Origin of the sequence: Mycobacterium sp. pUA109 (assembly GCF_041287095.1) — a bacterium.
GTDB lineage: Bacteria > Actinomycetota > Actinomycetes > Mycobacteriales > Mycobacteriaceae > Mycobacterium.
The window spans coordinates 44,039-56,923 of sequence record NZ_JBGGKS010000007.1 but is presented as its reverse complement, the minus strand read 5'-3'; the positions used below and the strand labels follow the sequence as shown (position 1 = coordinate 56,923).

Annotated in this window: 14 protein-coding genes; 7 read left to right on the top strand and 7 right to left on the bottom strand. The window is 68.4% G+C overall.

The window, feature by feature from the left end:
* Nucleotides 1–3 precede the first annotated feature (3 nt).
* Entirely contained in the window at nt 4–693 is a 690-nt protein-coding gene (locus ACAG26_RS10160; RefSeq protein WP_370481776.1) for a slipin family protein, read from the bottom strand.
* Between the two features lie 329 nt (nt 694–1,022).
* On the opposite strand from ACAG26_RS10160, the gene ACAG26_RS10155 reads away from it, so the two are divergent.
* Together ACAG26_RS10155 and ACAG26_RS10150 are read left to right on the top strand one after the other, a co-directional pair.
* A complete protein-coding gene (locus ACAG26_RS10155; RefSeq protein WP_370481775.1) occupies nt 1,023–2,522 on the top strand; it encodes a M28 family metallopeptidase in 1,500 nt (499 codons plus the stop codon).
* Between the two features lie 76 nt (nt 2,523–2,598).
* Entirely contained in the window at nt 2,599–3,936 is a 1,338-nt protein-coding gene (locus ACAG26_RS10150) for a sensor histidine kinase (RefSeq protein WP_370482095.1), read from the top strand.
* Between the two features lie 89 nt (nt 3,937–4,025).
* On the opposite strand, the gene ACAG26_RS10145 is transcribed toward ACAG26_RS10150, so the two are convergent.
* Both ACAG26_RS10145 and ACAG26_RS10140 read right to left on the bottom strand, forming a co-directional pair.
* Nucleotides 4,026–4,274 carry a MazF family transcriptional regulator gene (locus ACAG26_RS10145; RefSeq protein ID WP_370482091.1) on the bottom strand — a complete coding sequence of 83 codons (249 nt, stop codon included), beginning with the start codon at nt 4,272–4,274 and terminating at the stop codon, nt 4,026–4,028.
* 47 nt (nt 4,275–4,321) lie between these two features.
* A complete protein-coding gene (locus ACAG26_RS10140) occupies nt 4,322–4,552 on the bottom strand; it encodes a hypothetical protein (RefSeq protein WP_370481772.1) in 231 nt (76 codons plus the stop codon).
* A gap of 169 nt (nt 4,553–4,721) precedes the next feature.
* On the opposite strand from ACAG26_RS10140, the gene ACAG26_RS10135 reads away from it, so the two are divergent.
* From ACAG26_RS10135 to ACAG26_RS10120, 4 genes are all read left to right on the top strand, one after another.
* Nucleotides 4,722–5,795, top strand: coding sequence for an oxygenase MpaB family protein (locus ACAG26_RS10135; RefSeq protein ID WP_370482087.1), 1,074 nt, complete (start codon nt 4,722–4,724; stop codon nt 5,793–5,795).
* A complete protein-coding gene (locus ACAG26_RS10130) occupies nt 5,792–6,013 on the top strand; it encodes a hypothetical protein (RefSeq protein WP_370481770.1) in 222 nt (73 codons plus the stop codon). The genes ACAG26_RS10135 and ACAG26_RS10130 overlap by 4 nt, the downstream gene beginning before the upstream one ends.
* 88 nt (nt 6,014–6,101) lie before the next feature.
* Complete coding sequence (locus ACAG26_RS10125) at nt 6,102–6,659, top strand: TetR/AcrR family transcriptional regulator (protein ID WP_370481769.1); 558 nt, start codon at nt 6,102–6,104, stop codon at nt 6,657–6,659.
* Nucleotides 6,660–6,804: 145 nt separating this feature from the next.
* Nucleotides 6,805–8,373 (top strand): PPE family protein, encoded by a 1,569-nt coding sequence (locus ACAG26_RS10120; protein ID WP_370481768.1) that lies wholly within the window; start codon nt 6,805–6,807, stop codon nt 8,371–8,373.
* Between the two features lies 1 nt (nt 8,374).
* Here ACAG26_RS10120 and ACAG26_RS10115 read toward each other — a convergent pair whose 3' ends face one another.
* Genes ACAG26_RS10115 through ACAG26_RS10105 form a run of 3 tightly spaced genes read right to left on the bottom strand, consistent with a single transcriptional unit; the run spans nt 8,375 to nt 9,972 of the window.
* Nucleotides 8,375–9,244 (bottom strand): LLM class F420-dependent oxidoreductase, encoded by an 870-nt coding sequence (locus ACAG26_RS10115; RefSeq protein WP_370481766.1) that lies wholly within the window; start codon nt 9,242–9,244, stop codon nt 8,375–8,377.
* A 27-nt stretch (nt 9,245–9,271) separates the two neighbouring features.
* Nucleotides 9,272–9,706 carry a MarR family winged helix-turn-helix transcriptional regulator gene (locus ACAG26_RS10110; protein ID WP_370481764.1) on the bottom strand — a complete coding sequence of 145 codons (435 nt, stop codon included), beginning with the start codon at nt 9,704–9,706 and terminating at the stop codon, nt 9,272–9,274.
* A 50-nt stretch (nt 9,707–9,756) separates the two neighbouring features.
* Nucleotides 9,757–9,972: a hypothetical protein gene (locus ACAG26_RS10105; RefSeq protein WP_370482085.1), complete on the bottom strand. Its 216-nt coding sequence runs from the start codon at nt 9,970–9,972 to the stop codon at nt 9,757–9,759.
* Between the two features lie 208 nt (nt 9,973–10,180).
* Here ACAG26_RS10105 and ACAG26_RS10100 point away from each other — a divergent pair, with 208 nt between their 5' ends.
* Nucleotides 10,181–11,401, top strand: a complete 1,221-nt coding sequence (locus ACAG26_RS10100; RefSeq protein ID WP_370482083.1) for a TetR/AcrR family transcriptional regulator — start codon at nt 10,181–10,183, stop codon at nt 11,399–11,401.
* Here the strand turns inward: ACAG26_RS10100 and ACAG26_RS10095 are convergent.
* A complete protein-coding gene (locus tag ACAG26_RS10095; RefSeq protein WP_370481762.1) occupies nt 11,398–12,882 on the bottom strand; it encodes a flavin-containing monooxygenase in 1,485 nt (494 codons plus the stop codon). The two genes, ACAG26_RS10100 and ACAG26_RS10095, sit on opposite strands and share 4 nt — an antisense overlap.
* Nucleotides 12,883–12,885: the final 3 nt, after the last annotated feature.

Here is a 12,885-nt window from a genome sequence, read left to right as displayed (position 1 = left end):
ACGCTACCCAGCGTCGTCGGCCGACTCGGCATCGTCGGCTCCGCCGACCGTCAGCGCCACCCGCGACCCGTAGGGCACCGCCTGGATCAGCCGCAGCTGCGCGAGCGCCGGGTGCGCGTCGAGCAGCCTGCCGGCGTTGGCCAGCGCCCGCAGCGCCGCGGTCTCCGCCCGGGCGGCCTCCATCTTCGCCGCCCCCCGCGTCTTCGCGGTGATCAGCTCCATTGCGGCCGAACGGATCTCGGCCGGAACGATGACGTCCTTGACGTAGACGTCGAGGACGTCGATCCCGGTCCGGGCGCCGGCCGCGCGGGCGGCGTCGGCGATCGGTGCGGCGTCGAGCCGGTTGCCGCGGCGCAGCACGTCGTCGGCGCTCAACGCGGCGACGACCTCGCGCAGCGCGATCTGCGCGGCCAGGTAGACCGCGGCCACCGGGTCGGCCGCGTTCTCCAGGTAGGCGACCGGATCGCTGACCGCGATCCGCACCGCCACCGTGATCCGCAGCGACACCGCATCGGAGGTCAGCACCTCCTGGGGCGCCAACGCCACCACGCGCTCGCGCACGTCGACGACCTGCACCGACACCGCACCGACCAGCCGGTGCCGACCCGGCGGCAGCACCCGCGACAACGTCCCAGCGCGGTACACCAACGCGCGCTGGCCGGCGTTGACCGTCAGTTGCTTCAGCAGGGACATCGTGCGGTCCTCCTTTCGGGCGTGTCGTGCGTTTAGGGATACCGCCGCCGGGCACGTCCATCGATGGGGCGTCGCGCCTCTGGACAAGCAGGCGCGGGCCGCAAGACCGATGAACCTGGTCCCCCGGGAGCGGTATCGGATATGAGAAGGAGTCGAACCTCCGAAGCCGGCGGTTCTACAAGGACAACACGCAGAAGCCGGACGGTACCCCGCTTGACCTGCTTCCCCTCCTAGATCCGGGGAGCTAGGCTGCCACGCCAGCAACGTCGGCGCAACGGAATTTTCGGGTGGTGACCGGGGCGCGTCGGGCAACGGCTAACGTGGGCGCGGTGGGTAACAAGTCGAAGGTAATACCGGTGCTGCTCGGCCTGGTGGGCGTGACGACGCTGCTGCTCGGCGGCTGCGACCGCGCCTCGGAGCGGGCGGAGCCGGCGGATGCATCCGTGGCCGCCGGGTTCGCCTCCGCGCTGCGCGACAAGGTCACCGCCGACGCCATGATGGCGCACCTGACGAAGCTGCAAGATATTGCCAACGACAACAACGGCACCCGCGCGGTCGGCACGCCCGGGTACGAGGCCAGCGTGGACTACGTGGCGAACGCATTGCGGGACAAAGGCTTCGACGTGCAGACCCCGGAGTTTCAGGCCCGGGTGTTCCACGCCGAGAAGGGCACGGTGAGCGTCGGCGACCGGACCTTGGACGCCCGCGCGTTGCAGTACAGCCTGGGCACCCCGCCGGACGGGATCAGCGGGCCGCTGGTGGCCGCCCCGGCCAAGGACGACAGCCCCGGCTGCAGCGCCACCGATTACGACGGGCTGCCGGTCAAAGGCGCGGTGGTGCTCGTCGACCGCGGCAAATGCCCGTTCAAGGACAAAGAAGCCATCGCCGTCGAGCGCGGTGCGGTGGCGATGATCGTCGCCGACAACGTCGACGAGGAGAAGATGGGCGGCACCCTGGGCGAGGACACCGACGTCAAGATCCCGGTGGTGAGCGTGACCAAATCCGAGGGCGCGACGCTACGCGGCCTGTCCGGGACCGCCACCCTCAAGCTGCAGGCCGAGACCAAAGATGTCAAGGCCCGCAACGTGATCGCGCAAACCAAGACCGGATCCACCCACGACGTGGTGATGCTGGGCGCACACCTGGATTCCGTGCCCGAGGGTCCGGGGATCAACGACAACGGCTCCGGTGTGGCGGCGGTGCTGGAAACCGCGCTGCAGCTGGGCAATTCACCCGACGTGCACAACGCGGTGCGGTTCGGGTTCTGGGGCGCGGAGGAACTCGGGCTGATCGGGTCGATGAAGTACGTCGAGTCACTGGACGCCGACGCGCTCAAAGACCTTGCGCTGTACCTGAACTTCGACATGCTGGCCTCCCCGAACCCGGGTTACTTCACCTACGACGGGGACCAGTCGCTGGCCCCGGACGAGCGTGGGCATCCGGTGGTGCCGGAAGGCTCGGCCGGGATCGAACGCACCCTGGTCGCCTACCTGAAGTCGGCCGGCAAGACCGCGCAGGACACCTCGTTTGACGGTCGGTCCGACTACGACGGGTTCACCCTGGCCGGTGTGCCGTCGGGCGGATTGTTCTCCGGTGCCGAGGTCAAGAAATCGCCGGACCAAGCCAAGCTGTGGGGCGGGGAGGCCGATCAGCCGTTCGACCCGAACTACCACCAAAAGACCGACACGCTGGAGCACATCAACAAAGACGAGCTCGGCATCAACGGCGGCGGCGTGGCCTACGCGGCCGGGCTGTACGCCCAGGATCTCAGCGGCCACAACGGTGTTCCGGTCCGCGACGACCGCACCCGCCACGTCCTTGGTCAGTGATCATGGGTGGGCAGTCACGAAAGGACCCAGAAACGGGGTGAGTGGCGTGCGTCTGCTCGACGGGGATGAGCACCTGCTGATCCGGCTGCTGCGCCCCCTGCGGCCGCTGCTGTCGCTGCGCACCATCGTGATTGTCGCCGCGCTGTCGGTGGTGGCCCTGGTCATCACGTTGGGCGCGTGGGTGTGGTTCGGGGTGATCAACGACCAGTACAGCCAGCTGGATCGCCGGCTGGACTCGTTGAGCAGCCTGGGCGACATCAACATGCTGCTCAGAAGCACCCAGGACCCCGCCGATCGGCCGCCGGCCGAGGACAACGTGGTGCGCACCGCGCGCATCGGCGGCACCACCGTCTCGGTGCCCGGCGATATCGTGTTGCCGCAGTTCGACAACGGCTACAACACCACCGCGATCAACGGCGTGCAATACCGGGTCCGGACCTTCACCGCCGGCCGGGCCTCCATCGCGGTTGGTGCGCCGGTCACCGAAACCCAACACCGGATCAACGAACTGCACCTGCGGGTGCTGGGGATCTGCGGCGGCGTCATCGTCGGCACCGTGGTGGTCGGCTGGGTGATGTGGCTGATCATGATCAACCCGTTCCGGATGCTGGCCCAGCAGGCCCGCGCCATCAGCGCCCAGTCCAAACCCGACGAGGTCAAGGTGCGTGGGGTCCGCGAAGCCGTGGAGATCGCCGAGGCCGTCGAGGGCATGCTGGCCCGCATCGGCATCGCCCAACAGCGCACCAAGGCCGCCCTGGAGTCCGCCCGCGATTTCGCCGCCGTCGCCTCCCATGAGCTGCGCACCCCGCTCACCGCGATGCGCACCAACCTGGAGGTGCTGTCCACCCTGGACCTGCCCGACGAGCAGCGTCAGGAACTGATCGGCGACGTCATACGCACCCAAAGCCGGATCGAGGCCACGCTGATGGCGCTGGAACGGTTGGCTCAAGGCGAGCTGACCACCGCCGATGACCACGTGCCGCTGGACATCACCGAATTGCTGGACCGCGCCGCCCACGACGCGATGCGCAGCTTCCCCGACCTTCAGGTGTCGCTGATCCCCACCTCGGCCGTGCTGATGCTGGGGCTGCCCACCGGGTTGCGGCTGGTGATCGACAACGCCATCGCCAACGCCGTCAAGCACGGCGGGGCCACTGAAATCGAGCTCAACGCCGTCAGTTCCGCCGACGGGGTGGAGATCACCGTCGACGACAACGGCACCGGCATCCCGGAAAACGAACGCGAAGCGGTGTTCGAACGGTTCTCCCGCGGGTCCACCGCCTCGCATTCCGGCTCCGGGCTGGGTCTGGCGCTGGTGGCGCAGCAAGCCGAATTGCACGGCGGCACAGCGGCACTGGAGGATAGCCCGCTGGGCGGCACCCGGCTGGTGCTGCGGCTACCCGGCGCGCGCTGACGCCGTCGTAGCCCCCGCGAGCAGACGCAAAAGCCCCCGTTTCGGCGCGAAATCGGGGGCTTTTGCGTCTGCTCGGCGGGGCAGGGCGGTTAGCGATCTGGTGTCGCGAGCAGTTTGAACAGCATGTTGTTGACGTCCGTGAGGGCTTGGACATCGATCGTCTCAAGCTGCTCGGATAACCGGGCTTTTCGCATGCTCGTTATCAGACCTGGCGCCGCCCATCCGTCGCCGACGTCTACTCCGAAACCGGTCGCTGGCTCGGAATCAAATACCGGAACGACGATGGCGGTTGGTTCGCTTGGGATTTCGTTGTACATCGTCGAGGAAATAACCAGCACTCTGACGCCGGTGTCGGTACGCCAAACCTCCCCCCGGCGTAATCGACTCAATGCTTCGCCAACTCCTCGAGGTTGCGATCGGCCCACGCCTCGCTAAACGCCGCAATCTCAGGGTGCGCACGCATCCACTGGTCATGTTCGGCGCACCGCCTTCGCATGTCCTCGACATCCAGCTGGTTTTCAATCCACGAGGCAATCGGCAGTCTGTCCAGGCCGGCATACCGTTTGAGGGCCTGATACGCGTTGTCGAAAAGCCGCAACGTCATCAACCGCACCACCGCTTGATGCTAACAACGCGGTCCGTCTGAGCGCCTGAAAAACGCTCCGCGTCTGTGGATCGCCACCCCGCGCGTAACCCTGCTCGCCCCCGGCCCTTGACGCCGTCGCATCGGAGGTACAGAATCCTTCACGATGTAGGAAATGGGGAAGGGGAGACACTTGAGCCGTTTGAGCGCCCTGCGTGCCTGGCTGTCGTTACCGCAGGCCGAGCCCGCCGAGGACTACGGATTCTTCGGCCCGGATTCGGTGACCTGGAAGGTGTGGAGCTATCCGACGTCGCTGTCCATCGGGTTTCAGCGGGCCGTGGTCATCGAGGAACTCGACCCCGCGCTGGTCGCCTCGGTGGATCACACGCACGCCATCTACGACCGGCCGCGCACCCGTTACGACCGCACGCTGCGGTATTTCGCCATGGTCGCGTTCGGGGATAGCCGCTCCACCGCGGAGGCCGCCGACGTGCTGGTCAAGATCCACTCCAAGGCCATCGGCGTGGACCCGGTCACCGGCGCCAGCTACGACGCCAACGACCCGGCGTCGCAGCTGTGGATTCACCTGACCGCCTGGCACTCGATCCTGTACGCCTACGAGAAATTCGGTCCCGGCCGGCTCTCGGCCGAGGAGGAGGCGCAGTACTGGGCGGACTGCGCTCGGGCGGCCGAACTGCAGACCTGTGACCCCGCCGACGTGCCCCGCAGCCGGGAGGCCATCCGGGAGTACTTCGAGCAGATGCGGCCACAGCTGGTCGGCTCCGGGATCGCCCACAAGGCGATGCACCATCTGCTGCGCGCCGAGGTGATGCTGCCGCCGATGCCGCTGCTGCTGCGCCCGGCCACCCGGGTCATCGCGGCGTTCCTGCGCCGCGGCACCCTGGCCACCATGCCGCGCTGGATGCGCGAGCTGGGCGGTGTGGGGACCTCGCGGCTGCTCGACGCGCTGGTGGTGTCGCCGCTGAGCGCGGCGTTCACCGTGATCGGCGCAAGCAAGCGCCTGCAGCTGAGCCTGCTGCGGCTGATCTCGCCGATGACCCTGCCGATCGGCACCCGGGTGGTGTTGGCGATCCCGCCGAGGAATCCGGTCACCATGACGCCGCGGGAAGCTCAGGCCCGCTACGGGTACGCCATCCCTGCGCAAGCCCACCTCGAGATGCGGGAGAAGCAGAAGAACCGGGTGTTCGGCGAGGGGTGTGCACCCAGTGACGACGGGCTCATCGAGTCCCAGCCGATCCTGGGCAGCCTGCGATGACGCTGTGGGACACCCGGCTCAGCGTGCGTCAACTCGTCCATCTCGGCGTGGTCGCCGCGGTCGCCGTCGGGCTGCCGTATTTCACTGCCGGGCTGGTCTGGGCCGGCACCCACCACCGGCACCTGGACGCGGTCGGTGGTCTGGACAAACTGTTCTCGGTGGTCGGGGAGGTAGTAGCCTGGCCGGTGCTGATCATCGCCAACGTCTACCTGCGCTGAGGTAGCGAAGGACGGAGTCACCCTGCCGCCGACCGCGACACACCGTGCCCGCGCCGAACACCTCGGTCCGCAGCGGCGTCGCCCGCAGGTGCTCGACACCGCGTTGGACATTGCCGGCACCCACGGGGTGGCGGAGGTCACCATGGCGGCCATCGCCGAGCGGATGGGCGTCACCCGGCCGGTCGTGTACGCCTGCTACAACGGGCGCGGGGAAGTGCTGGCCGCCCTGCTGGAGCGTGAAGCCGACGTGGCGCTGAGCAGCTTGTTCGGCATCCTGCCGCCGGAGAAGACCAGCACCGTTGAGCAGATGTTCGTCGACGGCTTCCGCGGCCTGCTCACCATCTGCCGGGAGCGACCCGCGGCCTGGCGCATCATGTACGCCGCGGACCCCGACCCGGTGATCGTCGCCGCCATCGCCCGGGGCCGGGCCCAGGTCGGCAGCCGGACGGCGGAGCTGATGCGGCCGCTGCTGGAACGCCGGCAAGTCGACGACATCGATCGGGTGCTGTCCGCGCTCACCGAGGTGTTCCTGTCGATCGGTGAAGCGGCCATCCGCATGGTGCTCGACCCCGACCAGCAGTGGGCCCCCGAGGAGCTGGCCGAGATCGTCGGCCGGGCCGCCTCCCGCGCCTTCCGGGTCGGCTAACGCCGTCGCGCGTTCACTCTGCGGGTATGGCGCAGAAGTGCGAGTGAAGTGCGCCCTCAACGCAGAGTCAGTGAGAAGGCCGGGAACCAAACCGCGTCGCACGCCGACCACTGTTAGGTAAGCGAAGTCGACGAAGAGGTATTTGGTGACCGCCCCGATCTGGATGGCCTCGCCGCCGGAAGTGCACTCGACGTTGCTCAGCGCCGGTCCGGGCCCCGGTCCGCTGCTGGCGGCCGCGGGTGCGTGGTCGGCGTTGAGTGCGGACTACGAGGCGACGGCCGCTGAACTGACCGCGGCGTTGGGCGGTGTCCAGGCCGGGGCCTGGCAGGGCCCCAGCGCCGAGCAGTATGTGGCCGCGCACGGCCCGTATCTGAGCTGGCTGCTCGACAGCGCGACCAAAAGCGCCGTCGCGGCCGCCCAGCACGAGACCGCCGCCGGCGCCTACACCGCCGCCCTGGCCGCCATGCCCACGCTGGGTGAACTCGCCGCCAACCACACCATCCACGGGGCGTTGGTGGCCACGAACTTCTTTGGGATCAACACCATTCCGATCGCCGTGAATGAGGCCGACTACGTGCGGATGTGGATTCAGGCCGCCACCACAATGGGTACCTACCACGTGGTCTCCAGCTCCGCGTTGGCCGCGGTTCCGGCCACCACGCCCGCCCCGCAGATCGTGAACCAGAACAGCCAGGCCTCCACCGCCCAACAGCAGGCCACCACCACGGCGGCGACCACGTCGAGTTCGTCGTGGCAGGACCAGTTGGCGCAGTGGATCACCGACTACAACATGGGCTTCGCCGATCCGGTCGCCCAACTGTTCTTCCCCAACGGGTTCCCGCTGCAGCCGATGCCCATTGTCAATGCGCTGACGCCGCTGTTTTCGCAAATCCCGGGTATCTCACCGGCGCTGGCCTCCGCGCTGGCCTGGAACGTTTTCCACAACCTGATGCTGGTGTTGGCGCTGGCCGAAGTCTCCCCGCTGCTGCTGGCCGCCGCCGCGCCGATGGCGCTGGCCGCCACCGGTGTCGTGGGGCTCGCCGGGTTGGCCGGCGTGGCCGGGGTGGCCGGGGTGGCCGCCGTCCCGGTGCCGCCGGCGGACCTGCCCGCGGCCGCGGCCACACCGGTGCCCACCGGCTCGGCGTTGGCGCCGTCGGCGCCCGCCGGCATCGAAACCACGGTCAGCAACGGCTCCACCGCCCCCAGCTCGGCGGCCCCGAGCACCGCGACGGCGACCGGTGGCGGCCCGACCGGCGGCGGCCCGGGGGTCGGGTTCGGCCCGACCGCGACCAACCCGCTGGGCGCCCAGGCGGCGATGTCCGATGGGCTTTATGCCGCCAGCGCCTCGGGCCTGTTGTCGCGGACCGGCGCCAGCCGGCGCCGGTCCCGTTCGGCGGCCGAGCCCGGCAGCGAGGACGCCGCCGCGCCGGCCGACAAGGCGGCCGCCGCTGAGCAGGCCCGCGCCCGTCGGCGCCGCAAGGCGGGACAGCGCGGCTACGGCGACGAGTTTATGGACATGAACATCGAGGTCGACCCGGACTGGGACGTGCCCGCCGCGGTGGGCGCCTCCGGCCAGGGGGCCGGCCCGCTGGGATTCGCCGGTGCTGCAGCCAAATCCGGCGTCGCCCAGGCGGCGGGCTTGGCGACCCTGGCCGGCGGGCGGTTCAGCGGTTCGCCGACCACCCCGATGGTGCCGCGCAGCTGGTCGGACTGAACTAACCGATCTCGGCCAGCCGGGGCACCACCTCGTCGCCGAGACGGCGCACGAAACCGGCCGGGTCCGGGTTGCCGGGCAGCGGGCCGGCATTGATCATCGCGAACCCGAGCCCGGCCAGCGTTTCGACGGTCCGCAGGTAGCCGTCGAGGTCGGCGAACGGGTCGGTGAACAAGCCGACGGTCTTGCGGATCTCGGCGGGATCGCGGTTCAGCGTCGCGCAGTGCCGGTTCAGCACGTCGACCTTGTGCGCCAGCTCATCCGGGTCGGACACCGTGGTGTTCCACACGTCGGCGTACTGGGCGACCATCCGCAGCGTCTTCTTCTCCCCGCTGCCGCCGATCAGGATGGGCGGGCGCCGGATCGGTTGCGGCGCACAGATCGTCTCGGCCAACCGGTAATGCTTGCCGTGGTAGGGGCCGTCGTGGTCGCTCCACATCTGTTGGCAGATCTGCAGCGTCTCCTCCATCATCTCGAACCGGTCGGACAGCCGCGGATAGGGGATGCCCAACGCGGTGTGCTCGTGCTCATACCAGGCGGCCCCGATGCCGAACATGGCGCGGCCTCCGGACAGCACGTCCAGCGTGGTCACGGTTTTGGCCAGGACCCCCGGATAGCGGTAGGTGACCCCGGTGACCAGCATGGTCAGCGTGATCGTCGTGGTCTGCCCGGCCAGGAAACCCAGCGCGGTGTAGCCCTCCAGGAACGGATCCTGGGCGCGGCCCACCCCCTCCATCTGGAAGAAGTGATCGGCCAGGGTGAACATCGTCGCCCCGCCGTCCTCGGCGGCCTTCGCGGTGGCCGCCAGGGCCGGGCCCAGCCGGCGCGGATCGCCGGGCAGAAAGTCGATGAAGTGTATGCCTAATTCCATTGCGGTGACGGTCCTTTCGCAGTTCGGTTAGTCGCAGAGCCGGTCCAGCAGGGACAGCGCTTCGAGGATGACGTGGCGTTCCGGCTCGGTGAACCGCTCGTGCATCGCGCGGGTCAGCCACTCCCGGCGGGCCTCGCGGTCGGATTCGGCGCGCCGCTGACCCTGCGGGGTCAGCGTGATCACTTGACGGCGACCGTCTTCGGGGTCCGGGCGGCGCTGGATGAATCCGTGTCGGTCGAGGCCGGCGAGCGTGGCCGCCATCGACTGGGGTCGGACCCGCTCGGCGGCGGCCAGCGCACTGGTCGACGACGGCCCGCCCTTGACCAGGCGGAGCAGCACCGCGGTCTGGGACGGGGTGAGTTCCTCGCTGGTGTCGAGTTCGCGAAGCCGGCGCCGCAGCCGGCCGAACACCACCCGCACATCACGGGCGGCGGTGACCGCGGATGCGGCGACATCGGCCATATAGACAGCTTAGACTGAACAGTTCAGGCTGTCTATATGGGCCGCGGCCGTCAGGTCATGCAGACGTTGGCGAGCAACAACACGGGCCACGACACGATCGACCCGAGGAAGGACACCACCAGGTCGATGCCGTCCAGGTCTTTGAGGTGCTCGGTGTGCGTCCCCGACCACACCACGCCGATCAGCAGATACGGCGTGCCGATGATCAACGCGATCCCGATGAGTTCGGCGACGGTGAATTTGTAGTCGAGCACGCGGCGCAGCATCTCCAGCACCTGTGCCCTCCCTCTGCCGGCGTTACCGATCCACCTGACCTGCTTCTCCGGGTTTATCGCATTGTCATCGCACGCACACCGAGCACCCACTATGTTAATCATGATTCTGACCCCCTGGGATAGGTTTGGGAGGAGTGCACGTGGGTAGGGTGAGACGGTGACAAAATCGGTCGGGGTGCCAGCGGCTGCACCCGGCGGGATCCGGCGGCGGCCCAAGGACCGCAAAGACCAGATCGCCCGGGCGTCCGCCGAGGCGTTCAGTGCCTTGGGGTATCACGCGGTCAGCATGGAGACCATCGCGGATAAGGTCGGCATCTCGGCGCCCGCGCTCTACCGGCACTACGCCAGCAAATACCACCTGTTCGCCGGTGCGGTGCTGACCCTGAGCCAGCAACTGGTGGACTGCACCGAATTCGTCGACGCCGAACCCGACACCGAGGCGTCCGCCGTGCTGGACCGGGTGGTGCAGGCGCTGATCGACGTCACCCTGACCAACCGGGAATCCGGCGGCCTGTACCGCTGGCAGGCGCGCTACCTGGACGGCGACGATCAGCCCACCTTGATGGAACAGTTGCGGGTGGTGAACCAGCGGATCCAGCGGCCGCTGTCCGTGCTGCGGCCGTCGCTGAACTCATCGCAGCGGTGGATGCTGTCCTCGGGGCTGCTCAGCATCATCGGCAGCATCGTTGACCATCGGGTGCGGTCCTCGCCCGACGACATCCGCGCCGTGCTGACCCCGGCGGCGACGGCGTTGCTGGCCGCCGAGCTGCCCTCGCCGAGCGAGGTGGTGCCGCGCCCGGCGGCCTGGCGGATCTTCACCGCGGAGGCCGGCGTCTACGAGGCGGTGCTGCACGCGGCGATGGTGTTGTTCAGCGACCAGGGCTACCCGGAAACCAGCATGGCGCAGATCGCCGCGGCCGCCGAGATTCCGGTTTCGGGGATCTACCGCTACTTCTCCGGCAAGTCCGAGATTCTGGTGATCGGGTTGCGGCGGTCCGCCGACCGGATCTCCGGGGAACTGTCCGGCGTGCTGGCCACCCAGCGCGACCCGCGGCAGGCGCTCACCGAGGTGGTCGACGCCTATGTCGCGACGTCGTTCGCCAACCCCGAGCTGGCGTCGATCTACTACACCGAACGGGTCAACCTGCCGGCGGTCGACCAGGCGCTGCTGCGCAACGTGCAGCGCTCCACCATCGACTCCTGGGTCCAGTTGCTGACCGCGGTGCGCTCCGACGTCACCCCCACCCAGGCGCGGTTTTTGGTGCACGCGGCGATGGCCCTGGTGGTCGACCTGGGCCGGCTGGTGCACTACGACCGGTTGGCCGCCGACGCCGGAGACCCCGCCGGCGCCGCCGCGAGCGCCTATCCGCAGGCCTGTGTGCGCCGGTTGATGGATGTGACGCTGTTCGGAGCGGGTTAGGCGATGGCGTAGTCGTCCAACGGGAAATTGGCCCCGTCCCGCACCGCGTTGCGCACCGAGGTAGGCCGCAGCAGCGACGCTTCGCCGCTGTGGTTGAAGTAGTAGGACCGTGACGTCGCGCAGTCGCCGGCGTAGAACACCGAGCGGTCCAGCCGGTCGGTCATGCGATCCAGGAAGCGGGCGTTGGCTTGCTCGGTGACCTCGAATGTCGTGGCGCCGCGGCGCTGCACCTCGCCGAACAGCCGGTCCATGTGCCGCATCTGGTATTCCATGGTGTTGAAGAACGACAACCCACAGAACGCGTACGGGCTGGCCAGGCTCAAATAATTCGGGAAATACGGAATCGACACGCCCTGATAGGCCTGGAACCGGTTCTCCCGCCACCACTTTCCCAGGTTGCGGCCGTTGCGCCCGACGATCTCGATGGCCGGGAAGTTCGCCTCCCACAGGTCGAAACCGGTGGCCAGCACCAAGGTGTCGATGACGGTTTTGCGACCGTCGGCGGTGACGATGCCGTCGGGCTCGATGCGTTCTATGCCGCCGGCTTCCAGGTGCACATGCGGTTTGGTGAAGCTGCGGTAGTAGTCGTTGGACCAGCTGGGCCGTTTACAGCCGATGTCGTAGCTGGGGGTCAGCTTGGCCCGCAACTCCTTGTCGCGCACCGAGATAAACCGGTGGATCTTGCACAGATCCATCGCCGCCACCGACAGCCGGCGGAAGTAGGGGTAGTTCAGCACGCCGGTGAACGTCATGAACTCCAGCAGGTAGTCGGTGACGAACCGCACCGCCCGCTGGGCCAGCGGCACCCGGGCGAACAGCCGTTGCACGGCGGGGGAGAACCCGAAGTCCAGCTTGGGCGCCACCCAGATCGCGGTGCGCTGATACACCGTCAAGTCGCCGACGGTTTTGGCCAGCTCCGGAATCAGCTGCACCGCGGTGGCGCCGGTGCCGATCAGCCCGACCCGGCGGCCGGCGAAGTCGTAGCCGTCGTCCCAGTCGGTGGTGTGGATGACCTTGCCGTCGAAGCTGGCGATGCCGGGGATGTCCGGGGTGTGCGGCTGGGACAGGAATCCGGTGGCGGTGATCAGGAACCGGGTGGTCAGGGTTTCCCCGCCGGCCAGCGCCACCCGCCACCGCTGGGCTTCCTCGTCCCAGCGGGCGCCCTGCACCACCGTGTTGAACCGCATGTGGCGGCGCACGTCGTATTTGTCGGCGACGTGCTCGGCGTAGCGTTTGAGCTCCGGGCCGGTGGCGAACAACCGCGACCAGTACGGGTTGGGCTCAAACCAGTAGGAGTAGGTGGTCGACGGGATGTCGACGGCCAGCCCGGGGTAGCGGTTGACGTGCCAGGTGCCGCCGAGGTCGTTCTCGCGTTCCAGCAGCACGATGTTGTGGTAGCCGAGCTTTTTCAGCTGGATCGCCGCGCCCATGCCGCCGAAGCCCGCCCCCACAATGACCACGTCGAGATGCCCCGCGCTCATAAA

Coding starts and splice junctions, on each gene's coding strand:
- ACAG26_RS10160 (WP_370481776.1), bottom strand. CDS start 693: ATGTCCCTGCTGAAGCAACTGACGGTCAACGCCGGCCAGCGCGCGTTG.
- ACAG26_RS10130 (WP_370481770.1), top strand. CDS start 5,792: ATGACGCTGTGGGACACCCGGCTCAGCGTGCGTCAACTCGTCCATCTC.
- ACAG26_RS10115 (WP_370481766.1), bottom strand. CDS start 9,244: ATGGAATTAGGCATACACTTCATCGACTTTCTGCCCGGCGATCCGCGC.
- ACAG26_RS10110 (WP_370481764.1), bottom strand. CDS start 9,706: ATGGCCGATGTCGCCGCATCCGCGGTCACCGCCGCCCGTGATGTGCGG.
- ACAG26_RS10105 (WP_370482085.1), bottom strand. CDS start 9,972: ATGCTGCGCCGCGTGCTCGACTACAAATTCACCGTCGCCGAACTCATC.
- ACAG26_RS10095 (WP_370481762.1), bottom strand. CDS start 12,882: ATGAGCGCGGGGCATCTCGACGTGGTCATTGTGGGGGCGGGCTTCGGC.